The organism is Caulobacter sp. D5 (genome assembly GCF_003185805.1).
Classification (GTDB): domain Bacteria; phylum Pseudomonadota; class Alphaproteobacteria; order Caulobacterales; family Caulobacteraceae; genus Caulobacter.
The window spans coordinates 1-23,427 of sequence record NZ_QHJY01000203.1 but is presented as its reverse complement, the minus strand read 5'-3'; the positions used below and the strand labels follow the sequence as shown (position 1 = coordinate 23,427).

The following is a 23,427-nucleotide window of genomic DNA, read 5'->3' as shown; positions in this document are numbered from 1 at the left end:
AAGCAATCCTGCCCAGTCAACCAACTCTTTTCATCATCTTCCGAAGAACCGAAGCTCCCCGAAAAGCAACAAAAGCGCTCCCTCCCGAAGACCCTGAGGTCGTCGGCAATCCAGCTGCCCGAGTCGATTGAGGCCGCGGAACTTAGCGATGAGATCCAACCGAAGCAAGGGCCTTTCGGCCTCGTTTCGAGCGTCTTCGTCAGCGCCGTTCCGAGCGAGCGGCGCATATAGGCGCGTGACGGAAGGATGACAAGCGTGAATCCGCACGCCCCTCCCAGGACCCGCGCAAGACCTGGGGATGACGCGACGCGGGGCCGCGCCGGGCGGTCTTCACGCCGCCTCTATAGAGAGCCTGATGCAGAGCCCGGCAGGCCCCGCGCCTTGAACCGCCGGCGCCCCATCGCCACTTCCTGGAGACGTTGCGGAATCGGGGCGCCGCTCCAGGGCCCCGGACCTCCGCGAACGAAGTCGCTTGAAGCGAAGGACTTCGCATGACCCGGACGATCCTGTTCGACAGCCCCTTTCTCCTGGGCTTCGAACACACCCGAGATTTGATCGAGCGCGCCGCCAAGGCCGCCGGCGAGAGCTATCCGCCCTATAATGTCGAGCAGACCGACGAGGGGGTGCGCATCACCCTGGCCGTGGCCGGCTTCTCGCCCGACCAGCTGCAGGTCACCGTCGAGGGCGGCCAACTGGTCGTCGCCGGCCGCCGCGACGGCGACGGCAAGGGCGAGATCGACCGCGCCTATCTGCACCGGGGAATCGCCGCCCGCGGCTTCCTGCGCACCTTCGTGCTGGCGGAAGGCATGGAGGTCTCGGCCGCCACCCTCGAGCACGGCCTGCTGCACGTCGACGTCGCCCGCCCGCCGCCCGAACGGCTGGTCAAGAAAATCCCCATCCGCTCGCAGGGCTGAAGCCCTTTGCAATCGCCCTTCCGAAGCTCGGCTGAACCGCAGGGCCTTCGGGGCGTTCCCCTATCGAAGGAGGTGGTCACATGACGCCCAATTCGCACACGCCGTTCTTCTCGACCGAGGCCTTCGCCGCGCTGGGCGCGCCCGACCTCGTCTATGTGCGCCCGATCAAGGCGGCCGAGATCCTCGCCGACGCCCCCGAGGGCGTGGAGGACTTCGATCTGGCCCCCGACCAGACGCTCTATGCGGTGTGCCGGGCCGACGGGGCCCGCCTGGCGGTGCTGACCGACCGCGACGCGGCCGTGGCCGCCGCCCTGGCCCACGAACTGGCGCCGGTCTCGGTGCACTAGGCCTTCGGACCGGAAGACGGCCCAAACGAAAAGGGCGGCGGATCCTGCGATCCGCCGCCCTTCTTCTTTTATGCGACTACCGACCTCAGTTGAGGTTGGCGGCCGGCGCCTGCTGCTGGCGGAACATGGTGATGGCGATCAGGCGATCCCAACCGACCAGCGACACCAGGTGAGCGTAGATCTGGGCCAGGGCGCCCGTCGACTGCAGTTCCTTCAGCTTCTCGACCGGCAGAGCGTTCAGCTTGTCTTCCGAGACGCCGTAGTATTCGGCGACGACCTGCGGCTCGCCCGGCTGGCCATCCGGACCGGCCGGCGTGAAGGTGGCCTTCTTCAGTTCGAAGAGGTCGTTGTCCTTCAGCAGCTGCACGAACGAGTCGGTGCGGCGGCGTTCGACTTCGAAGTCGTCGCAGAACTTGATGCAGTTCTGGGTGTACTCGGTCGGCTCGCCCTTGGCGTCGAACAGCGGGGTCTCGCCGCCTTCGGCCAGCAGGTTCGAACCGCGGTCGATGCAGACGATCATCCGGCCCTGGGCGTCGTCATTGGCCAGCACGAACGGATAGCGGCGGACATAGGCCGGGATGTAGACGCCGACTTCGGTCGAGCCGTCGGCGTGGATGAACAGGTTCTCGCCCTGGTTCAGACCCATCACGGCCAGCGGAACGCGCTCGTCGCCGGCGAAGATGATCGGATAGGACAGGCCCGCGGGGCCGAATTCCGTGACCGTCAGCGGCACGGCGGTGCCGGCGGCGGCGAAGCCGTAGGGCTTGTCCTTGTGGACCAGGCCCAGCGCGCCATGCTGCTCGCGGTTCAGCGGCTCGGGCGTCGAGTAGAAGAGAACGTTGCCGGTGATGCCGCCGGCGGACTGGGTCGTTTCCATAAGAAGCTCTACAGAAGGGCTAAGAAGAACGGACGCTCTATCGCTTAGGCGGCCTTTGGTGGTCAGCGCTTCTAGCCGATCTGCGATATCCCGGCAATCGACACCTCCGGAGAGGGAATCGCCGTCCCGACCCTCGCCTCGCGAGCGAAGGCCGGGACCCTGGCCGGCCTAGAACTTCCAGGCGATCCCGGTACGGATCGAACGGCCCGGCGACGGGGCGATGTCCTTCAGGAACGAGGCGTGCTCGCGCACTTCCTCGTCGGTCAGGTTGCGGCCTTCGAGGAACAGGCGCAGCGGCTCGTCGGCGAAGGGCTTCACCGTCACCTTCAGGTTCACCACCGTATAGGCGTCGGTCGGCAGCTCGTAGGTCGCCACGCGGTCCTGCTCGGCGACATGGCGCACTTCCAGTTCGCTCTCGACACGCGAAACGGTCCAGATCGCCCGGCCGGTCACCGACCACGGCGGGATGCGGGCCGGCGCGCCCAGGTCGGTGGAGCCGCGCACATAGTCGGCCACGCCTTCCAGGCGCACGGCCTGCTCGCCCGAGCGCCAGGCGTTCCAGCCGACCTCCAACTCGGCGCCGTGGAACTTGGCGCCGGTCTGGTAGTACTGGAACACCGGCAGGTTATCTTCCTCGGCGCCGGTCGGGGCTTCCTCGATGAAGTTGTCGTACCAGGCGCCCCACAGGTGGCCTTCGACGCGCAGGCGCGCGCCGGTCCAGCGATAGGTGCCTTCCAGCGAGGTGACGGTCTCGGAATCGAGGCTGTCGTCGCCCTTCTCGTAGCCGCCGGTGCCCGGATGCGGGCCGTCGGCGAACAGTTCGAACTCGGTCGGGGCGCGGCCGTTGCGCGACAGGGTCAGGGCGTAGAACTGGTGCTCGGCGGGCTTGTAGAACACGCCCAGCGAGGCCGAGACGTTGTCAAAGTCGCGCTTCTGGGTCGCCGTCTCCAGCGAGCGGGTGTCGAAGCGCAGGCCCGCGTCCACGCCCCAGTCGCCGCGATCGAGGCGCTGCAGGGTGAAGACGCCGTATTCCTTGATGTCGACGCTGGGCACGAACGCCTCGTCGCCGATCGCCTCGAAGCTGCGGCTCAGGGCCTGGAAGCCGATGGCGCCCTGGTGGCCGTCATGCTCGCGATGGACCAGCTCGACGCGGCCCTCGGTGCCGTCCGACAGGAAGCGGGTGCCGACCTCGCCGTCCTCGACGCTGACCTCGGCGTGCTCGTAGTCGGCATGGCCGATGGAGACGCGCACCTTTTCGAACCACGGATTGTCGAGCTCCTGCTCGCCGCGCAGGTCGTAGCGGGTCTGCTGCAGGTGGATCGAGACCGGGCCTTCGGCGTCGGGGTCGATGGGGGCCAGGATCTGCTCGTAGGGCACGCCGTAGGTGGTGTCGGTGCGCTTGACCGACAGGCCGAAGAAACCCTTGTCGTGCACATAGGAGACGCCGGCGCCGTAGGCGTCCATCTCGACGTCGGTGTTGCGGACGGTCTTTTCCGGATCGACGGTCAGGCCGTCGCGGGCGGCCAGGCGCGAGGAGACCGGCGAGGTCGGGACCGAATAGTCGTCGCTGCGGCGGCGGTCGGCGTCGACGGCGAAGACCAGCGGGCCGGCGTTGAACTTGGCCGCGCCGCTGACGCCCCAGCCGTCATCGACGGACGAGGCCGAGGCGGCGATGCGGCCCTCGACGCCGTTCTCGGCGCGGCTGGCGGGGACGCGGTCGTCGATCATGTTGACCACGCCGCCGATGCCCGAGCCGCCATAGGCCAGGGTGGACGGGCCGCGCAGCACCTCGATGCGCGAGGCTTCGGCGGGATCGGAGGCCACAGCGTGGTCGGGCGACAGCGACGAGGCGTCGACCTGGCCGACGCCGTTCTGCAGCACCATCACCCGCGGGCCGGCCAGGCCCCGGATCACCGGACGCGAGGCGCCGGGACCGTAGAAGGTGGAGCGCAGGCCCGGCAGGCCGTTCAGCACGTCGCCGAGGCCGGCCGGCGGGGCGGTGTCGAGCTTGTCGCGGGTCAGCACGTTGACGCTGCTGGTCACGGTGTCGAGCGAGACGGCGTAGGGAGCGGCGGTGACCACCACCTGCGAGACGGCGGTGTCGGTCGGATCGGCGGCGGGATCGGCCGGGGCGGCGGTCGCATCGGCGGCCCACACGGGGGCGGCGCCCATGGTCGCGGCGGCGAGCGCGAGGAGGCTGGCGGCCGCGAAAGCGTTGCGGCGGGTCGTGAGGCGGCGGGTCATGAACGACGGATCCTGGAACTGGCCGGGGGAGCGGCTCGCCTTCTGTTATGAAATAACATATCTCGCCGTCAATCCGCTTTCGCTTGACGCGAGCACGAGGCGGCTTTCTGTGTCTTCACGACCTCAGTTCGGGCTTTCCATGATGCGTTTTTCGTCTGCGCTCCCCTTTTCGGCCGCAATCTCGGTCGCCGGCCTGCTCGCCGGCTGCGCCCAGCTGACCGGCGACGCCTCGCCGAAAAGCCCCGCCCAGACCCAGGCAAAGACCTATGCCGAGGCCGGCGGGTCGAGCACCTGGACCAAGCCGCCGAAGGGCTACCTGACCCTGGCCGAACCGTTCGACGCGCCGGGGATCGTCGGCCCGCCGCCGACGCCGGACTCGCCGCGCGGCAAGGCCGACCGCGCCGCCTATGATGACACCCGCAAGCTGGCGGGCACGCCGGCCTGGGACAAGGCGGTGGCCGACGCCGACCTGTCGGGCGCCAACGGCTTCAAGAGCTTCTCCTGCGCCGCGCGGGTGACGATCAATCCGCAGAAGACCCCGACCCTGGCCAATCTGCTGCTGCGCATGACCGACGACGCCGGGACCATCTATCGCCCGGCCAAGCAGGCCTTCTCGCGGCCTCGCCCGCCGGTGGGCAACACCAAGCCGATCTGCGTGCCGCGCGAGAGCTGGATCCAGACCGAGGGCTCCTATCCGTCCGGCCATGCCCTGGTCGGCTGGTCGTGGGGCCTGGTCCTGGCCGAGCTCGTGCCCGACCGCGCCGCCCAGATCACCGCCCGCGGCCGCGAATTCGGCGACAGCCGGGTGATCTGCGGCGTCCACTTTCCCAGCGACCTGGAGGCCGGCCGCCTGCTGGGCGGGGTGATGGTGGCGCGGCTGCACGCCGACCCGGCCTTCGAGGCCGACCTGGAAAAGGCCAGGGCCGAGATCGCCGCCTCCAAGGCCGAGGGCCCGCCCACCGGCTGCGGCGGCTGACAAATCGTCCCAAGGACGCGTGACAGACCGATACAACTTTGAGCTTGAGCCCCCTTCGGCGGGGCGCCACCCTGGCGCCCTTTCGGGGGAGGGCTGAATGTTCCAGACCATGCGACGCGGCGCGGCCTGCGTCCTGTCGGTCGTCGCCGTGGGCGGCTGCGCAGTGTTCGCCCCGCCCGACGACCCCGTCCTCGATACGAAGATCACCACCGCCTACGAGGGCGTGGCCAAGCTGGCGGCCGAGGGTGAGATGGGCCTCTACGCCGACAAGGCCACCTATGCCGGCGCGATCGCGACCTATGCCGACATCCAGGCCGCCCTGGCGGTCGCCGCCGTGCGCGCGGGCAGCCAGCCCTACGCCGCCCGCCCCGCCCAGAAGGCCATCGCCGCGGAAGTGTCGCTGATCCAGGGCTGCAGCGCCCAGGTCAAGGGCCTGGCCCAACTGCACCAGATGGCCGGGATCATCCCCAACACCGGCGCGACCACCGCCATGATGGTCGCTTGCGACCAGGCGGCCAAGGCCGTCACCGCCATGAAGCCGAGATAGCCCTTATGTCGATCGACTTCTCCACCCTGCAGGTCGACAACGCCGACGAGCTGGCGACCGTGCTGGAACAGCAGCTGGGCGCCACCGCCACCGACTGGTGGAACGCCAACAAGAGCGTCGTGCCGGGCTATCTGCGCAGCCTGGCCGAGGCCGCGATCCAGACCCGCACCGCCCTGGCCAACCACCAGATCACGCCGGAAGCCGCCGACCTGATCCTTCACAACCAGGAACTGGCCTTCAACCAGACCCTCCAGTTCACCAAGTTCATGACCCTGGTGCTGAGCCAGACCCTGTTGAACACCGTGTTCCAGGTGGTCGGCTGGGTGATCTACAACAGGACCGGCATCAACCTGGCCCCGAATCTGGTGCAGCCGGCGGGCGGCGGGACGGCGGCGAGCTAGCCCTTCGGCGGATCGCAGCGGCCGTACATCTCGTCCAGGCCCTTCAGGTATTCGGCCATCGGCTGCAGGCCCAGGGCCGCGCGCCGCTGCTCGAGGCTGGCCGGGTCCTCGACATCGGCCGGCATCCCATAGCGGCCGTCGACGCAGCGCGCCCGCTGGGTGGCGTAGCGCTGCGGCCGGCCTTCCTGATCGGCGATGCGGTCGTAGAGATTGGCGTAGCCGCTCGGCGCCCGCCCGGCCGGAACCAGCACCTCCATCTTGGCCAGGGCCTCCTTCTGGAAAGCCAGGTCGGGCGAGTGGTTGACGATGTGGAAGGCGCCGTCGGCGGCGCGCTGGCCGACCTCCTCGGGCGTGAACCAGCCGCGCCCGGCCAGCAGCACCTTCAGCCGCTCGGTGTGCCGCCGGTCGATCGGCGCATAATATTCGGCCCAGACCGCGTCCAGCGCCTGGCGATCCTCGGGCGAGGCGGTCTTGCGCACGGCCAGGAAGGTGACGCGCGTCGCCTGGTCGACCGCGCCCATGCCGCCCAGTTCCTCGATCAGCCCCTCCCTGGCCGTCAGCGCCTGGGCCTCGACCCGCGCTCTGGCCACGGCCGGCGAGTCCGCCGCCCCGGCCGACCCGGCGGCCAGCATCACGATCGCGATCAGTCCCGCACGGATCATGTCCGCTTTCCCCTCGCCCAACCTCGATCGCGAAGGTCGTAAGAACTCACGGCGCAATCATGGCGACGGCGTCCGGTCCGACGGCCAAAGAAAAAGCCCCGCCGTTTCCGGCGGGGCTCGATCCTATCGAAGCTTCGAGAAGCCTCAGCCGCGCCGGTCGCGCTTGGCCAGCACGCGCAGGCGCAGGGCGTTGAGCTTGATGAAGCCGCCGGCGTCGCGGTGATCGTAGGCGACCTTGCCCTCTTCGAAGGTGACGAGGTCCTGGTCGTACAGGCTGTAGGGGCTCTCGCGGCCGATGACCGTGACGTTGCCCTTGTAGAGCTTCACGCGGACGCGGCCGGTGACCTTCTCCTGGCTGTAGTCGATCGCCGCCTGCAGCATCTGGCGCTCCGGCGTGAACCAGAAGCCGTTGTACACCAGCTCGGCGTACTTCGGCATCAGCTCGTCCTTCAGGTGCATGGCGCCGCGGTCGAGCGTGATGCTCTCGATGCCGCGGTGGGCGGCCAGCAGGATGGCGCCGCCCGGGGTCTCGTAGACGCCGCGCGACTTCATGCCGACGAAGCGGTTCTCGACCAGGTCGAGGCGACCGATACCGTTGTCGCGGCCCAGCTCGTTCAGCTTGGTCAGCAGAGTCGCCGGGCTCATGGCCACGCCGTCGATGGCGACGGGGTCGCCCTTCTCGAAGTCGATCGTGATCACCGTCGGGGCGTCCGGCGCGTCCTCAGGCGAAATAGTGCGCATGTGGACGAACTCGGGGGCCTCGACCGCCGGGTCTTCCAGGACCTTACCTTCCGACGAGCTGTGCAGCAGGTTGGCGTCGACGCTGAACGGCGCCTCGCCGCGCTTGTCCTTGGCGATCTGGATCTGGTGCTTCTCGGCGAACTCCAGCAGCGCTTCGCGCGACTTGAAGTCCCACTCGCGCCAGGGGGCGATCACGTGGATGTCGGGCTCCAGGCCGTAATAGCCGAGCTCGAAGCGGACCTGGTCGTTGCCCTTGCCGGTGGCGCCGTGGCTGACGGCGTCGGCGCCGACCTGGCGGGCGATCTCGATCTGGCGCTTGGCGATCAGCGGGCGGGCGATCGAGGTGCCGAGCAGGTACTGGCCTTCGTAGACCGTGTTGGCGCGGAACATCGGGAACACGAAATCGCGCACGAACTCCTCGCGCACGTCCTCGATGAAGATGTTCTCGGGCTTCACGCCGGCGGCCAGGGCCTTGGCGCGGGCGGGCTCGATCTCTTCACCTTGGCCCAGGTCGGCGGTGAAGGTCACGACCTCGGCGCCGTACTCGGTCTGAAGCCACTTGAGGATGATCGAGGTGTCGAGACCGCCCGAATAGGCGAGCACGACCTTCTTCACGGGCTTGTCGGCCATGAGCGGGGTCCTTGTCGAAGGCGAAAACACAAAGTCGCGGGGCGTTTAGCGCGCTTTTGCGACGAGGGAAACACACGGCGGAACCGGCGTGGAACTAGAGCCGGATCTTGCCCTCTTCGGCCAGCTGGTTCAGCGCCCGGCGCACCTGGGTCAGGTGGATCACCGCCAGGATCGCCGCCAGGGTGGCGCGCAGGCCCAGCATGGTCAGGCGCAGGGTCAGATCCTCGGCCTGGCGGCTCTCGACCAGCAGGTAGAGGCTGATGGCGAAGGCGCCGGCCGGCAGCAGCACCAGGGCCGGGCCGCGCGGCAGGCGCAGCAGGGTCGCGCCCTTGGGCGACCAGGCCACCGGGGTCGGCTCGCCCTTGGGGATCTTGCTCCAGGCCATGCGCGACGCCCCGGCCATGATCGACAGGGCCAGGATCCACAACACGTCGCCGATGACGCCGAGAATATCCATCTAGAAGGTCAGCCTCACGCGGTCGCTTGCCTATACGGTCACTTGGGCGCCGAGCTCGACGACGCGGCCTGGCGGGATCTTGAAGAAGTCGGTCGGATTGGCCGCGTTCTTCATCAGGAAGATGTACAGCCGATCCTGCCACAGGGGCATGCCCGAATTGGCCGACGGCACGATCGAGCGGCGGCCGAGGAAGAAGCTGGTCGCCATGATGTCGAACTTCAGCCCCTGCTGCTTGCGCAGCAGCGCCAGCGCCTTGGGCACGTTCGGGCTTTCCATGAAGCCGTAGTAGATCTCGACCTTCTTGAAGTCCTCGTTGACCTTGAAGGTCTTGATCCGCTCCTCCTCGGGCACGCGCGGCGTCTCGGCCGTGCGCACGGTCAGCACCACGTTGCGCTCGTGCAGCACCTTGTTGTGCTTGAGGTTGTGCATCAGGGCGACCGGGGTCATGTCCGGGTCGGAGGTCAGGAAGATCGCCGTGCCGGGCGCGCGGTGCGGGGCCCGGGCGCGCAGGATCTCCATCAGGTCGGCGAGCGGCACGGAATCCCGGCGGGTCTTCTCGCTGAGGATCTGGCTGCCGCGCACCCAGGTGGCCATGATCGTGAACAGGGCCGCCCCGATCAGCACCGGCAGCCAGCCGCCGGTGAAGAAGCGCAGGGCGTTGGCGCTCAGGAAGACCAGATCCAGCGTCATGAACGGGATCAGGAAGGCCAGGGCCGCCGGCAGCTGCCACTTCCACAGCTGGCGCATGACGATGAAGGCCATGGCGGTCGTGACGACCATGGTGCCGGTCACCGCCAGGCCGTAGGCGTGGGCCATGGCCGACGAGGTCTTGAAGGTGAACATCACCGCCAGCACGCCCAGCAGCAGCATGGTGTTGAGCTGCGGCACGAAGATCTGGCCCGACTGGGTCTCCGAGGTGCGGCGCACGTCCATCCGCGGCAGAAGGCCCAGCTGGATCGCCTGCTGGGTCAGCGAGAAGGCGCCGGTGATCACCGCCTGGCTGGCGATGACCGTGGCCGCGCCGGCCAGGATGACCAGCGGCAGGCGCAGGAAGTCGGGCGCCATCTCGAAGAACCAGTTCAGTTCCTGGAACGGCACGCCCGCCCGCTCGGCCGCGACCAGGGTGTTCAGCGCCAGGGCGCCCTGGCCCAGATAGTTCAGCGCCAGGCACGGCAGCACGTAGAACAGCCAGGCGGCCTGGATCGGCCAGCGGCCGAAGTGTCCCATGTCGGCGGTCAGGGCCTCGGCCCCGGTGACGGTCAGGAACACCGCGCCCAGCACGATGAAGCCGGCCATGCCGTGGTGCTGCAGGAAGTGGACGGCGTAATAGGGGTTGATGGCCCGGAACACGCCGGGGTGGTCGAACAGGTGGTAGACGCCCAGGGCCGCCATCACCGCGAACCATACGGCGCAGACCGGGCCGAACAGCTGGCCGACCTTGGCCGTGCCGCGGCTCTGGATGAAGAACAGGCCCAGCAGCATCACCGTGGCGATCAGCAGCACCGCCTCGGTGCTGATGCCGTGCTCGAGCGCCGGGATGGTCCGCAGGCCCTCGACCGCCGACAGCACCGACATCGCCGGGGTGATCACCGCGTCGCCGTAGAACAGCGCCGCCCCGATCACGCCCAGGCCGAACACCAGGGCCGTGCGCCGGCCCATGGCCCGCTGGGCCAGGGCCATCAGCGACAGCACCCCGCCCTCGCCCTTGTTGTCGGCGCGCATGATGAACAGCACGTACTTGATCGTCACGACCAGGATCAGCGCCCACAGGGCCAGCGACACGATCCCCAGGATCTCGGCCCGGGTCACGCCGTCGGCGGCGGTGACGTGCAGCGCCTCCTTGAAGGCGTAGAGCGGGCTGGTGCCGATGTCGCCGAACACGACCCCGACGGAGCCCAAGGCGAGCGCGAACACGCCATGGCCCTTTGGACCGTGACCATTGGCGGAGCCGCCTTGTTGGGGAATGTCGCACGCCGCGACGGAGGCGTTCTCAGAGGTCGAAACGCCGGAGGCTTCGGAAGCCATTCAATCCCTCCGGGGCCGCGCCCTCGAAAATCTCGCGCGAAGCCCCATATCGATCAAGCGGGGCGCGATACACCCAATCCGATCCGGGTTCAATCGCGACCTTGGCCGCGCGCCTTTACGGTTTTTGTTTCAACGCGCGCGTTCCCCCCTTACGTTCCGGACTTAGCAGAAGATCATGTCCGACAGTCAGAAGTTCCCCGTCGCCGCTCACGCCCTGGCCTATCTGGCGCACAAGGAGGCTTTCAGCCCCGACCGCGCCGTGGCCAGCGCCGAACTCGCGGCCTCCGTCCCCACCAATCCGGTGGTGGTGCGGCGCGTCACCGCCATGCTCGGCAAGGCGGGACTGATCGGCGCGCGCGCCGGCGCCAACGGCGGCGCCTGGCTGCTGAAGCCCGCGACGGACATCACCCTCGACACCGTGCTGCGCGCCGTCCACGGCTGCGCCAACCTGGGCACAGCTCCCCCAGGCGTGAAGGGCTGCCCCGTCGGCGCGCGGATCCCCGACGCCGTCCGCGCGGCCCTGATCGCCGCCGACGCCGCCGCCGCCGAGCGCCTGTCGCGCATCTCTGTGGCCGACCTGCTGGCCGACCCGGCCGAGCGCGAGGCCGTGCTGCAGAGCGCCTGAAGGCGGCCTGCCTAAAGACGCCCTGAAAGCGGCACGCAGAAAAACTGCACCCGAAATTGTTGCGATTACCCCTGGCGCCGATCGGGGGCGCTATTACGTAATCGCTACCGATACAGTTCCTGTTCGGAAAACATCTTTCTCCTCAGGGGACATCCGCCATGACCACCAAGGTCGCCATCGTCTATCACTCGGGCTACGGCCACACCGCCGTCCTCGCCGACAAGGTCGCCCAGGGCGTCCGCGACGCCGGCCAGACCCCGGTTCTGCTCGCCATCGAAAGCGCGAGCCAGGACTTCAAGCCGATCCTCGACGCCGTGACCGAGTCCGACGCCGTGGTGTTCGGCGCGCCGACCTACATGGGCGACGTCTCGGGCGTGTTCAAAGTCTTCGCCGACGCCTCCTCGGCCGCCTTCTTCACCGGCGCCTGGAAGGACAAGCTGGCCGCGGGCTTCACCAACTCGCACAGCTTCTCCGGCGACAAGGCCCACGCCCTCAACAGCCTGGCGATCCTGGCCGCCCAGCACGGCATGAACTGGATCAACCTCGGCATCGCCCCGCCGAACGTCACCGCCGCCGAGCGTGGTCCGGAAACCATCAACCGCGTGGGCTCGTTCGTCGGCCTGGCCGCCCAGTCGGACAACGCCTCGCCGGAGATCACCCCGCCGGCCGGCGACCGCGAGACCGCCCGCCTGCTCGGCGTCCGCGTGGCCGAAGCCGCCGTCCGCTGGACCCGCGGCGCCCAGCCGGCGCTCAGCGACGCGGCCTAAGCGATACCGGGCGCGCCGTCCTCCCCTCAGTGGCGCGCCCCTCGCGGAGGAACGATCGACCCCGCCCCCCGACGGTCGTTCCTCCGCCCCCCGCTTGAACCGGCGGGTCCGGCGTGCTCGACTCCGGCGACGCTTCGTTCGCAGGACCTTTCACGACATGGCCCGCCGCCTCGCCCTGATCACCGGCGCCTCCGCCGGCATCGGGGCCGCCTTCGCCCGCATCTACGCCAGCCACGGCTATGACGTGGCCCTGACCGCCCGCCGGCTCGACCGGCTGGAGGCCCTGGCCGCCGAGATCCGCATGCGCTTCGGGGTCGAGGCCTACGCGATTCCCGCCGACCTGGCCGATCCGGCCGGCGTCGATACGGTGCTGGCGGGAATCGCCGCCGAGGGCCGCGAGATCGACGCCCTCGTGAACAACGCCGGCTATGGCCTGCCCGGCGCCTACGACAAGACCACCTGGGCCGACCAGTCGACCTTCCTGCAGGTGATGCTGACCTCGGTCTGCGCCCTGACGCACAAGGTGCTTCCCGGCATGGTCGAGCGCCGCTTCGGCCGCATCGTCAACGTCGCCTCGCTGGCGGGCCTGGCGCCCGGCTCCGCCGGCCACACCCTTTATGCGGCCACCAAGAGCTTCCTGGTGAAGTTCTCCCAGAGCCTGCACCTGGAGAACCTGTCGACCGGCGTGCACGTCAGCGCCCTTTGCCCCGGCTTCACCCTGTCGGAATTCCACGACGTCAACGGCACCCGCGCCCAGGTCAGCCAGAGCCTGCCGGCCTGGATGTGGCTGGGCGCCGACGAGGTCGCCGCCGCCGGCTACGAGGCCGCCGAGGCCAACCGCCCGGTCTGCGTCACCGGCGCGCCCAACAAGGCCATCGCCGTGCTGGCCAAGATCATCCCGGACGAATGGGCCCTGGCCCTGATCGCCAGCCAGGGCGGGAAGTTCCGGAAGGTTTGAGTTCCAAGACCCTCCCCCTGAAGGGGGAGGTGTCGCCGAAGGCGACAGAGGGGGAAGTAAGCTCCCGCCTCAGCAAAGCCTTCCCTCTCCGACCGCTTCGCGGCCACCTCTCCCTTCAGGGAGAGGGTTTTTATTTCTCCGCCGCGTACGGCGCCTTGGCGTCCGCCCGGATCAGGCCGCGCGTCGCGTCGCCCACGCCGATCAGCACGAACTGCACCGCCAGGGCGCAGAGGATCAGGCCCAGCACCCGCACGACGATGCTCATGCCGATGCGGCCCAGCACCTTGCTGATCACCGGCGCGGCCCAGAAGGTGGCGACCAGCACCACCGACACCGCCGCGATCACCCCGACGCCCAGGGCCATGCCGGCCAGCCCCAGGTGCTTGGCCTCGCTGGCATAGATGATCACGGTCGAGATCGCGCCCGGGCCGATCAGCAGCGGCATGGCGAACGGCACGATCAGCCGCTCGAACCGCTTCTTGGCGTAGACCCGGGCAGACAGCACCTCGGTCTCGCCCTCGGCGGCGTCGGCGAACATGGTGGTGAAGTCGTCGCGCACCATGTCCAGGCCGAGAATGAACAGGATGATCCCGCCGGCGATGCGGAAGGCCGGCATCGAGATGCCGAAGAACTCGAGCAGGGAAACGCCGGTGAAGTAGAAGAACACCAGGAAGGCCAGGACGAAGAGGCCGATATAGACGGCCACCATCCGCCGGCCCGCCGAGGCCGCGCCGAGGGTGGCGGCGGCGAACAGCGGCACGTTGCCGATCGGGTCGATCAGGGCGAACAGGGCGACGAAGAAGTTGACGGCGAGTTCGGCCTGGCTCATTCGACGTCCTCAACCTTCATGCCTGTGCGGGAAACGTCGCTCTCTCTAGAGCGATGCGGGCTCGCGCGCCAACACCGGAGCCTTGAAATGACCGCCGATCCGCGCCTGATCGTTCCGCTGGACCTGCCCACGGTCGCCGACGCCCGCGGCATGGTCGACCAGCTGGGCGACGCGGTGTCGTTCTACAAGATCGGCCTGGAGCTTTTGGCCACCGACGGCATGAGCTTCGCCGGCGACCTCAAGAAGGCCGGCAAGCAGGTGTTCCTCGATTGGAAGCTGCACGACATCGGCGCGACGGTGGAGCGTTCGGCCCGCGTGCTGGCGGGGGCCGGCTGCGACCTGCTGACCGTCCACGCCGAACCGCAGGTGATGCGCGCCGCCGTGAAGGCCAAGGCCGGCTCGGACCTGAAGATCCTGGCGGTCACCGTCCTGACCAGCCTGACCGACGCTGATCTGATCGAGATGGGCTACGCCTTCAGCACCCGCGCCCTGGTCGAGCGGCGCATCCGCCAGGCCGTGGAATGCGGCGTCGACGGCATCGTCTCATCGCCGCACGAAGCCGCCCTGGCCCGCGAGATCGGCGGGCCGGACTTCCTGGTGGTGACGCCGGGCGTGCGCCCGTTCTGGTCGGCCAAGAACGACCAGGCCCGCGCCGCCACCCCCGCCGACGCCATCGCCGCCGGCGCCAGCCATCTGGTCTGCGGCCGCCCGATCACGGCGGCCAACGACCCGCGCGAGGCGGCGCTGAAGGTGATCGCAGAGATGGCGGGGGCGTAAAGCTGATGCTCCCCCTCCGGGGGAGCTGTCGGCCTTTTGGCCGGCCACAGGCCGGCCAGGTATGAAGAATGGGCGACTGAGGGGGTCAGCGCCGCGCCAGCCCCCTCCGGCCCTCTGCCCCCCCCAGAGGGGGAGGATCTGAGCGTTAAGCCCAGGCCCCGTACGGATCCACCGACTCCTTGCCCAGCGCCTGGGCGACGGCCGGGTGGGTCAGCTTGCCGCCCAGGACGTTGAGGCCGCGCGCCAGGTGGACGTTGGTCTTCAGCGCGTCCAGGCCCTTGTCGGCCAGGGCCAGGCCGAACGGCAGCGTCGCGTTGCCCAGGGCTTCCGATGAGGTGCGCGGGGCCGCGCCCGGCATGTTGGCCACGCAGTAGTGGACGACCCCGTCGACCGTGTAGGTCGGCTCGGCGTGGGTGGTCGGGTGGCTGGTCTCGAAGCAGCCGCCCTGGTCGATCGACACGTCGACCAGCACCGAGCCCGGCTTCATCTTGGCAAGGTGCTCGCGACGCACCAGCTTCGGCGCGGCGGCGCCGGCGGTCAGCACCGCGCCGATGATCACGTCGGCCTTGAGGATCTCTTCCTCCACCGCGGCGAAGGTCGAGTAGCGGGTCAGGATCCGGCCCTGATAGAGGTCGTCCAGCTCGCGCATGCGCGGGATCGAGCGTTCCAGCACCACCACCTCGGCGCCCAGGCCGGCGGCCATGCGGGCGGCGTTGGAGCCGACCACGCCGCCGCCCAGCACCACCACGCGGGCCGGCGGCACGCCGGGCACGCCGCTGAGCAGCAGGCCCATGCCGCCATTGTGCTTGAGCAGGGTCTCGGCCGCCGAGAACACGGCGATGCGGCCGGCCACTTCCGACATCGGGGCCAGCAGCGGCAGGCCGCCCTTGGCGTCCGTGACGGTCTCATAGGCGATGGCCGCGCAGCCGCTCTTCAGCAGGCCCTCGGTCTGGGCCGGATCGGGCGCCAGGTGCAGGTAGGTGAAGAGGATGTGGCGATCGGTCAGGCGCTCCCACTCGATCTTCTGGGGCTCCTTGACCTTCACGATCATCTCGGCGCCCGCGAACACCGCGTCGGCGTCGGGGGCGATGGTCGCGCCGGCCTTCACATAGGCGTCGTCGGCATAGCCGGCGCCTAGCCCTGCGCCCTGCTGCACCAGCACCTGGTGGCCATGGGCGACATACTCACGGACGGCGGTGGGGGTCAGGCCGACCCGGTGCTCGCCCGGTTTGATCTCGGAGGGGACGCCGACGCGCATGATGTTTCCTCGGTTTATGGCTTTAACGCTGGTGTACGCCTCTCCGTTCGCAGGTTTCTTGGTTCTTTCGTTCGTGGGATAACGGTGTATGCAGGAATCCTGCGTGAAAGGGCCGGTTCGTTGAAGAAATCCCCGGTGACGCTCGACGTCTTCGACCGAAAGATCCTCCGCCTGCTCCAACGCGAAGGCCGCGCCAGCTATGTCGACATGGCCAGGGCGGCCAATCTGTCGGAATCGGCTTGCCTTAGGCGGGTGCGGGCGCTGGAGGATTCCGGGGTCATCGGCCGCTACGCCGCGGTTATCGACGAGCGGGCCGTGGGCCTGCCGCTCAGCGTCTTCGTCACCGTCACCCTGTCGTCCCAGGCCGAGGCCGCCCTGACCGCCTTCGAGAAAGCGGTGGCGAGCGTGCGCGAGGTCGCCGAGTGCTACCTGATGACCGGCGGCTCGGACTATCTGCTGCGGCTGGTGGTGGCCGACGTCGACGACCTGGAGCGGGTGCACAGCCAGGAACTCACCCGGATCCCCGGCGTGGTGCGGGTCAGTTCGTCGATCGCCATGCGCACCGTGGTCAAACGCGTCGAATTGCCGCTTTAGCGACAACGTCAGCGTTGCCGGGGGATTAACCCTCCTTCGCCTAGGGTCGCCCCCGACATTCACCGTCTTCGGGGGAAGACCATGGTTTCTCGACGCTCCCTGCTGGGCGTGCTTGGCGCTGGCCTGGCCGCGCCCGCGATCGCCTGGGCCGAAGGCCTGCACGTGCCTGAGCTGCCGGCGGTGACGCCCAAGGCCCGCAAGGCCCGCCGCGTCACCAAGGCGCTGGCCACCCAGCCGGCCGACAAGGCCGCGCTGGACAAGGCCGTCGCCAGCGTGCCGCCGATGGAGGGCGAGGAAGGCCACGCCGCGCCGGGCGCGACCCAGGTCTCCGGCGTCAAGGTCGAGCCGCCCGCCCCGGCCGTCAGCCCGGACGAGGCGCTGGGTCGCCTGAAGCACGGCAACGCCATCTTCGCCCGCGGCGGCGCCAGCCTGGTGCTGCCCTCGGCCGCCCGCATCTCGGAAATGGCCGGCGGCCAGAAGCCGTTCGCCGTCATCGTCGGCTGCAGCGACAGCCGCACCGCGCCCGAACTGATCTTCGACTGCAATCTGGGCGAACTGTTCATCGTCCGCGTGGCCGGCTCGACCGTCGGCCCCGAGGGCCTGGGCTCGATCCTCTACGCCGTCGAGCACCTGGGCGCGCCGCTCGTCGTCGTGCTGGGCCACACCAAGTGCGGCGCCGTGGGCGCGGCCGTGGACGTCGCCACCAAGCACGCCCACCTGCACGGGGCCTTGCAGGACATGGTCCTGCCGATCCTGCCGGCGGTGTTCGACGCCGAAAGCGAGCATCCCTCCGACCTGCAGGACGCCGCCATCCGCCGCAACGTCCGCAACACCGCCGCCCGCCTGAAGGTGGCCGACGGCACGCTCGCCGAGCGCGTCGCCCAGGGCCGGTTGAAGATCATCTCGGCCTGCTACGACCTGTCGACGGCGCAGGTGAAGTTCGACGTATGATGCTACCGGGCGGGATGTCACGGCGGCGCCGTTGACCCCCGCTCGCGCTTAGGTTCAAGTCCCCCCAAATCACTTCGCTTTGGGAGAGACGACGGATGTCGACGGACGAGACGCCGCAGGGCAGCGGCACGGCCAAGTCCTCCGTCTGGACCCGTCTGAAACCCCACCTGCTGACCCCGGCCGCGGCCGTGGCGGCGGTCGCGCTCGTCCTCGGCTTCGGCGGCGGCTTCGTGGCCGCCAAGACCGCCGATCTCGGCTGGTTCGGCGGTGGCGGCGGCAAGGCCGCGGCCAGCGGCGGCGCTGTCAAGGGCGAGGCCTGGTCGCTGTTCGGCAAGCCGCGCGACGCCGGCGCCCGCCGGCGCGGCGTTCCCAAGCCCGAAGGCTTCGCCGTCTGGCGCACCCGCATCGACAGCTCCGGCGGCGATCCGTTGGCCTGCATCCAGATGAGCCGGGACCTCGACCCGTCCAAGACCTATGCCGACTTCGTCATGGTCTCGCCCGACCTCGGCCGCACCCCGGCCGTGCGGGTCAAGGGCGACGAGCTGTGCGTCGGCGGCATCGGCTTCACCGACCACCGCGTCACCCTGCTGAAGGGCCTGCCCGCCAAGGGCGGCGACACCCTGGGCGCCAACGCCGACGTCGACTTCACCTTCGGGGAGAAGCCGCCTTACGTGGGCTTCGCCGGCGATGGGGTGATCCTGCCGCGCGAGGAGTCCGACGGCGTCGCCATCGAGACCATGAACGTCTCCAAGCTGGCCGTGGAGGTCTGGCGCGTGTCGGACCGCAACCTGGTCCGCAAGTCGATCAGCGCTCCCGACCCCACCGGCGAGGGCGACTGGAACAGCGACTACGGCGACGACAGCCCCAATGACGACGGCCGCCGCATCTGGAAGGGCGAGGTCAATGTCGACGGCGCCGCCGGCCAGAAGGCGACCACCGTCTTCCCGCTGGGCGCGGTGCTGAAGGAGATGAAGGCCGGCGCCTATGTCATCAAGGCCCGCGACGCCTCGGGCGGCCGCGATCCCGACGGCGAGGGCGACACCCCGCCGGCCCAGGCCCGGCGCTGGATCGTGTTCACCGACATGGCCCTGATCGCCTATGACGGCTCCGAAGCGCTGGACGTCGTGGTCCGCTCGCTGAAGACCGCCAAGACCGTGTCGGGCGTGCGCGTGGCCCTGGTCGCCCGCGACGGCGAGCCCCTGGCCGAGGTCAAGAGCGACGCCGACGGCCGCGTGCGCTTCGCCCGTCCGCTGCTGGAAGGCGAAGGCGCAGAGCGCGCCAAGATGGTCATGGCCTATGGACCCCAAGGGGACCTGTCGGTGCTCGACCTCGACCGCTCGCCGGTGGACCTGTCCAAGCAGGGCGTCGGCGGCCGCACCGAGAGCGAGGGCGGCCGCGAGGCCAAGACCGACATCGACGGCTGGCTCTATGCCGACCGCGGCATCTATCGTCCCGGCGAGACCGTGCACCTGACGGCCATGGTCCGCGACCGCCTAGCCAAGGCGGTGAACGACCGCAAGGGCTATATCCTGGTCAAGCGCCCCTCGGGCGTGGAGTACAAGCGCTGGTGGTTCGGCCAGGCCAACGCCGGCGCCGTGCCGATCGACATCGCCCTGCCCCGCAGCGCCCCGCGCGGCCGCTGGACCGCCGAACTGCACATCGAGGGCATCGAGGCCTCGTCGGGTTCGCTGAGCTTCAGCGTCGAGGACTTCGCGCCCCAACGCCTGGCGGTCACCGCCACCGGCCAGGAGAGCGCCCCGGTCCGCATCGGCGAAACCCGCCAGATCAACGTCTCGGCCCGCTTCCTCTACTGCGCGCCGGGCTCGGGCCTGCAGACGCAGGGCGAGGCCCGCCTGCGCCGCGACACCGATCCCTTCCCGCAATACAAGGGCTTCGAGTGGGGCGACGCCCAGGAGCCGTTCGACGAGAAGCTGATCGAGCTGGGCAACACCGTCACCGACGGCGAGGGCCGGGCGGTGCTGAACCTGGGCACATCGGACGTCGGCGAGACCGGCCAGCCCCTGGTCGCGGCGGTCACGGCTTCCGTGTTCGAGCCTGGCGGCCGGCCGGTGCGCGAGGGCCTGGAGCTGAAGGTCCGCGGCAAGCCGGTCTATTACGGGGTCAAGGTCGAGCAGGGCGAGGCCAAGAACGGCGATCCGCCCGTCAGCCTCGAGATCATCGCCGTCGACGCCGCCGGCAAGCGGATCTCGACCACCGCCAACTACACCCTGATCAGCGAGAACTGGAACTACGACTGGTTCCAGCAGGACGGCCGCTGGCAGTGGCGGCGCACCAGCCGCGACGCCGTGGTCATGAAGGGGGCGCTGAACCTCTCGGCCGGCCAGTCGGGTCGCGTCAACCGCCGCCTCGGCTGGGGCGACTATCGCCTGGTGGTCGAGGGCGCCGACGGCAGCAAGACCATCACCCGCTTCTCGTCGGGCTGGGGCTCGCCGGCCAAGGACGCCGAGGCGCCCGACTATGTCCGCGTGTCGGCCGGGACCAAGGCCTATGCGCAAGGCGACACCGTCGAGATCACCCTCAAGGCGCCCTATGCCGGCCAGGCCCAGGTGGCCGTGGCCACCGACCGCCTGATCGACTTCAAGACCGTGTCGGTCGGCGAGAACGGCGCGACCGTGAAGCTGAAGACCAGCGCCGCCTGGGGCGGCGGGGCCTATGTGATGGTCACCGTCATCCAGCCGCGCGACCCGGTCGCCTCGCCCAAGCCCAAGCGGGCCCTGGGCCTCGTTTACGTGCCGCTGGAGCCGAAGGGCCGCAAGCTGGTGGTCGACATCGGCACGCCGGCCAAGATCGACTCCAAGGCGCCGGTCGAGATCCCGCTGAAGGTGCAGGGCCTGGGCTTCGGCCAGAAGGCCCGGGTCACCGTCGCGGCGGTGGACGAGGGCGTGCTGCGCCTGACCCGCCAGGACAGCCCCGATCCGGTGAAGTGGTACTTCGGCAAGCGGGCCCTGACGCTCGACTACCGTGACGACTACGGCCGCCTGCTCGACCCGAACATGGGCGCGCCGGCCAACGTCAATTTCGGCGGCGACGAACTGGGCGGCGAGGGCCTGACGGTCACGCCGATCAAGACCGTGGCCCTGTGGTCCGGCGTGGTCGAGACGGGCCTCGACGGCAAGGCGGTGATCAAGCTGCCACCGGCCGACTTCAACGGCGAGCTGCGGATCATGGCCGTGGCCTGGACCGACGAGGCCGTCGGCTCGGGCTCCAAGGCCATGACCGTGCGCCAGCCGGTGGTCGCCGATCTCAACCTGCCCCGCTTCCTGTCGCCCGGCGACAAGCCGACCGCGACGCTGGAGCTGCACAATGTCGAGGGCAAGCCCGGCGCCTACACCGCCGAAGCCAGCGCCTCGGGCGGGCTGAAGGTCGCCTTCAAGAAGGTGATCACCCTGATCCTGGGCCAGCGCGTCGCCGAGAAGATCCCCTTCCTGGCGCCCGACGTCACCGGCATCGGCAAGATCGGCTTCAAGGTCAGCGGTCCCGGCTTCTCGACCGCCAAGGACTATCCGATCCAGACCCGCCTGGGCTGGGGCGACGTGGTGCGCACCACCACCGAGCTGCAGGCTCCGGGAACCAGCTACACGCCCAACTACCAGCTGCTCTCGGGCCTGGCGGCCGGGGACGTGACGCTGCAGGTCAGCTACTCGCCGTTCAAGGGCTTCGACCCGTCGGCGATCGCGGTGGCCCTGCAACGCTACCCCTACGGCTGCACCGAGCAACTGGTCTCGACCGCCTATCCGCTGCTCTACGCCCAGAGCGTCTCCAGCGATCCGAAGCTCAAGCGCACCCCGGCCGCCCTGGCGGGCGCGGTGGGTCGCCTGCTGGATCGCCAGACCCTCGACGGGGCATTTGGCCTGTGGCGGGTCGGCGACGGCGAGGCCGACGCCTGGCTCGGCGCCTACGCCACCGACTTCCTCCTGGAAGCCAAGGCCCAAGGCGTGGCCGTGCCCGACGAGGCCCTGGACAAGGCCCTGAACGCCATGCGCCAGATCAGCCGTCCCGACGGCTGGAGCTCGGTCTCCTACCGGCTGGAATATCCGGCCTGGTGGGGCCGCAGCCCCGAGGACAGCAAGAAGGCCACCGAACGCATGCGCCGCCGGGCCAGCGCCTACGCCCTCTACGTCCTGGCCAAGGCCGGGCGTGGAGACCTGGCCCGCCTGCGCTGGTGGCACGACGTGCAGATGAAGGACGAGGACCAGCCGCTGGCCAAGGCGCAGGTGGCCGCCGGTCTGGCTTTGATGGGCGACCACGCCCGGGCCCGCTCGGCCATGCGCCAGGCGGTGAACTCGCTGAACTGGCGCGACGAATACGACTGGTACCAGAGCCCGCTGCGCGACGTGGCCGCGGTCACGGCCCTGGCGGTCCAGGCCGGCCAGACCGACGTCGCCGCCCGCCTGCAAGGCCGCCTGGAGAACGTGGTCAAGGATCCCGACGCCCTGAACACCCAGGAACAGGCCCAGCTTCTGTTCGCCGCCCATCAGCTGATGAAGGCCGCCGGCCCGATCAGCATCGACGCCCAGGGCGTGATCGGCCTGCCCCCCGCGGGCGGGGCGCCGCGCTGGGCGGTGGGCAAGCTGGCCGACGCCAGGTTCACCAACAAGGGCAAGGGCGCCCTGTGGCGGACGGTCAGCGTGCGCGGCACGCCGATCGTGGCTCCGGGGGCCTCCAGCAACGGCCTGACGGTGAGCAAGCGCCTGTTCACGATGAGCGGCGGCGCGGTCGATCCCTTCGCCATCCGCCAGGGAGAACGGGTGATCGTGCTGATCCAGGGCCGGTCGATGCAGGCCCGCTCGACCGCCCTGGTGGTCGACGACGCCCTGCCGGCCGGCTTCGAGATCGAGGCCCCGCTGGGCGCCGACGACGCCCAGAACGGGCCGTTCAAGTTCCTCGGCGAACTGTCCAGCCCCGACGCCCAGGAAAGCCGCGACGACCGCTACATCGCCGCGCTGGACCTGGAGGGCAACAAGCCCTTCGCCATGGCCTACATCGCGCGGGCCGTGACGCCGGGCGAGTTCTTCCTGCCCGGGGCCGTGGCCAAGGACATGTACCGTCCGAGCATCGCCGCCCGCTCGGACGCCGGCCGCACGACGATCGCGGGGCAGTGATGTTGGAACAGCTCCCTTCCCCCTCGATGGGGGAAGGGCCGGGGATGGGGGTGACAGCGCTTGAAGGTGAAGCGCCGTGACCCCCGCCAACTCCGAAACCACCCCCACCCCTGACCCCTCCCCCCTCACGGGGGAGGGGAAGGTCCCGCTGATCACGCGCCTGCTGACCGGCTTCCTCGCCGCCCAGGTCGTGCTGTTCGCCCTCAGCGCCGCCTTCCCGCCAGACATGGGCCGCGCCAAGCGTTCCTCGCCGGTGGTGCTGGGCGAACGCGGGGCGTGGCTGCGCGCCCTGCCGGTCGAGGACGGCCGCTGGCGGGTGCGGACCGACCTCGAGCGCACCGACCCGACGTTCCTCAAGCGCCTGGTCGCGGTGGAGGACGCCCGCTTCCGCTGGCACCTGGGCGTCGATCCGATCGCCCTGGTCCGCGCGACCGGCTCGGCGGTCGTCCATGGCCGGATCAGCAGCGGCGCCTCCACCCTGTCGATGCAGACCGCCCGCCTGCTGGAGCCCCGGCCGCGCAATCTCGGCTCCAAGCTGATCGAGATGGTCCGCGCCGTGCAGCTGGAAAGCCGGCTGAGCAAGGACGAGATCCTGGCGCTCTACCTGACCCTGGCCCCCTACGGCGGCAATCTGGAAGGGGTGCGCGGCGCCAGCCTTTCCTATTTCGGCCACGAGCCCTCTAGCCTGACCGACGGTGAGCAGGCGCTGCTGATCGCCCTGCCC

The 23,427-nt window shown here is 69.6% G+C and carries 22 protein-coding genes; 14 read left to right on the top strand and 8 right to left on the bottom strand.

The window, feature by feature from the left end:
• The 3 genes from DMC18_RS26945 to DMC18_RS14295 form a co-directional block, all read left to right on the top strand.
• Positions 1–231: hypothetical protein (locus DMC18_RS26945; protein ID WP_233248157.1), on the top strand; the 231-nt coding region annotated here is incomplete at its 5' end.
• Between the two features lie 260 nt (positions 232–491).
• On the top strand, positions 492–914 hold the full coding sequence (locus tag DMC18_RS14300; RefSeq protein ID WP_110122191.1) for an Hsp20 family protein: 423 nt from the start codon (positions 492–494) through the stop codon (positions 912–914).
• Between the two features lie 80 nt (positions 915–994).
• Positions 995–1,261, top strand: coding sequence for a DUF1150 family protein (locus tag DMC18_RS14295; protein ID WP_110122192.1), 267 nt, complete (start codon positions 995–997; stop codon positions 1,259–1,261).
• A gap of 85 nt (positions 1,262–1,346) precedes the next feature.
• On the opposite strand, the gene DMC18_RS14290 is transcribed toward DMC18_RS14295, so the two are convergent.
• Complete coding sequence (locus DMC18_RS14290; RefSeq protein ID WP_110122193.1) at positions 1,347–2,138, bottom strand: SapC family protein; 792 nt, start codon at positions 2,136–2,138, stop codon at positions 1,347–1,349.
• 168 nt (positions 2,139–2,306) lie between these two features.
• Complete coding sequence (locus DMC18_RS14285; protein WP_199232579.1) at positions 2,307–4,382, bottom strand: TonB-dependent receptor; 2,076 nt, start codon at positions 4,380–4,382, stop codon at positions 2,307–2,309.
• Between the two features lie 142 nt (positions 4,383–4,524).
• Between DMC18_RS14285 and DMC18_RS14280 the strand changes: the two genes are divergently transcribed.
• The 3 genes from DMC18_RS14280 (at position 4,525) to DMC18_RS14270 (ending at position 6,306) form a co-directional block, all read left to right on the top strand.
• Positions 4,525–5,358 carry a phosphatase PAP2 family protein gene (locus tag DMC18_RS14280; RefSeq protein ID WP_233245398.1) on the top strand — a complete coding sequence of 278 codons (834 nt, stop codon included), beginning with the start codon at positions 4,525–4,527 and terminating at the stop codon, positions 5,356–5,358.
• A 97-nt stretch (positions 5,359–5,455) separates the two neighbouring features.
• A complete protein-coding gene (locus DMC18_RS14275; RefSeq protein ID WP_110122196.1) occupies positions 5,456–5,905 on the top strand; it encodes a hypothetical protein in 450 nt (149 codons plus the stop codon).
• 5 nt (positions 5,906–5,910) lie between these two features.
• Positions 5,911–6,306: a hypothetical protein gene (locus DMC18_RS14270; protein WP_110122197.1), complete on the top strand. Its 396-nt coding sequence runs from the start codon at positions 5,911–5,913 to the stop codon at positions 6,304–6,306.
• Here the strand turns inward: DMC18_RS14270 and DMC18_RS14265 are convergent.
• The 4 genes from DMC18_RS14265 to DMC18_RS14250 form a co-directional block, all read right to left on the bottom strand.
• On the bottom strand, positions 6,303–6,968 hold the full coding sequence (locus tag DMC18_RS14265) for a DUF6624 domain-containing protein (protein WP_110122198.1): 666 nt from the start codon (positions 6,966–6,968) through the stop codon (positions 6,303–6,305). The two genes, DMC18_RS14270 and DMC18_RS14265, sit on opposite strands and share 4 nt — an antisense overlap.
• A gap of 144 nt (positions 6,969–7,112) precedes the next feature.
• A complete protein-coding gene (locus tag DMC18_RS14260) occupies positions 7,113–8,339 on the bottom strand; it encodes an argininosuccinate synthase (protein ID WP_110122199.1) in 1,227 nt (408 codons plus the stop codon).
• Between the two features lie 94 nt (positions 8,340–8,433).
• Positions 8,434–8,796 (bottom strand): hypothetical protein, encoded by a 363-nt coding sequence (locus DMC18_RS14255; RefSeq protein ID WP_110122200.1) that lies wholly within the window; start codon positions 8,794–8,796, stop codon positions 8,434–8,436.
• 30 nt (positions 8,797–8,826) lie between these two features.
• Entirely contained in the window at positions 8,827–10,821 is a 1,995-nt protein-coding gene (locus tag DMC18_RS14250; protein ID WP_110122201.1) for a potassium transporter Kup, read from the bottom strand.
• Between the two features lie 175 nt (positions 10,822–10,996).
• On the opposite strand from DMC18_RS14250, the gene DMC18_RS14245 reads away from it, so the two are divergent.
• From DMC18_RS14245 to DMC18_RS14235, 3 genes are all read left to right on the top strand, one after another.
• Positions 10,997–11,446, top strand: a complete 450-nt coding sequence (locus DMC18_RS14245) for an Rrf2 family transcriptional regulator (RefSeq protein WP_110133029.1) — start codon at positions 10,997–10,999, stop codon at positions 11,444–11,446.
• Positions 11,447–11,604: 158 nt separating this feature from the next.
• Positions 11,605–12,213, top strand: coding sequence for a flavodoxin family protein (locus DMC18_RS14240; RefSeq protein WP_110122203.1), 609 nt, complete (start codon positions 11,605–11,607; stop codon positions 12,211–12,213).
• Between the two features lie 157 nt (positions 12,214–12,370).
• Positions 12,371–13,171 (top strand): SDR family oxidoreductase, encoded by an 801-nt coding sequence (locus DMC18_RS14235; protein ID WP_110122204.1) that lies wholly within the window; start codon positions 12,371–12,373, stop codon positions 13,169–13,171.
• A gap of 130 nt (positions 13,172–13,301) precedes the next feature.
• On the opposite strand, the gene DMC18_RS14230 is transcribed toward DMC18_RS14235, so the two are convergent.
• Entirely contained in the window at positions 13,302–14,000 is a 699-nt protein-coding gene (locus DMC18_RS14230) for a MarC family protein (RefSeq protein ID WP_110122205.1), read from the bottom strand.
• An 87-nt stretch (positions 14,001–14,087) separates the two neighbouring features.
• Here DMC18_RS14230 and pyrF point away from each other — a divergent pair, with 87 nt between their 5' ends.
• Complete coding sequence (gene pyrF, locus DMC18_RS14225) at positions 14,088–14,777, top strand: orotidine-5'-phosphate decarboxylase (RefSeq protein WP_110122206.1); 690 nt, start codon at positions 14,088–14,090, stop codon at positions 14,775–14,777.
• Between the two features lie 145 nt (positions 14,778–14,922).
• Here the strand turns inward: pyrF and ald are convergent, their stop codons facing one another.
• Positions 14,923–16,035 carry an alanine dehydrogenase gene (ald, locus tag DMC18_RS14220; RefSeq protein ID WP_110133028.1) on the bottom strand — a complete coding sequence of 371 codons (1,113 nt, stop codon included), beginning with the start codon at positions 16,033–16,035 and terminating at the stop codon, positions 14,923–14,925.
• A gap of 120 nt (positions 16,036–16,155) precedes the next feature.
• Between ald and DMC18_RS14215 the strand changes: the two genes are divergently transcribed.
• From DMC18_RS14215 to DMC18_RS14200, 4 genes are all read left to right on the top strand, one after another.
• Positions 16,156–16,629, top strand: coding sequence for an Lrp/AsnC family transcriptional regulator (locus DMC18_RS14215; protein ID WP_110122207.1), 474 nt, complete (start codon positions 16,156–16,158; stop codon positions 16,627–16,629).
• Positions 16,630–16,710: 81 nt separating this feature from the next.
• A complete protein-coding gene (locus tag DMC18_RS14210; protein ID WP_110122208.1) occupies positions 16,711–17,580 on the top strand; it encodes a carbonic anhydrase in 870 nt (289 codons plus the stop codon).
• 95 nt (positions 17,581–17,675) lie between these two features.
• Positions 17,676–22,703, top strand: a complete 5,028-nt coding sequence (locus DMC18_RS14205) for an alpha-2-macroglobulin (RefSeq protein ID WP_110133027.1) — start codon at positions 17,676–17,678, stop codon at positions 22,701–22,703.
• Between the two features lie 148 nt (positions 22,704–22,851).
• On the top strand, positions 22,852–23,427 hold a 576-nt coding region (locus DMC18_RS14200; protein ID WP_233248159.1), incomplete at its 3' end, for a transglycosylase domain-containing protein.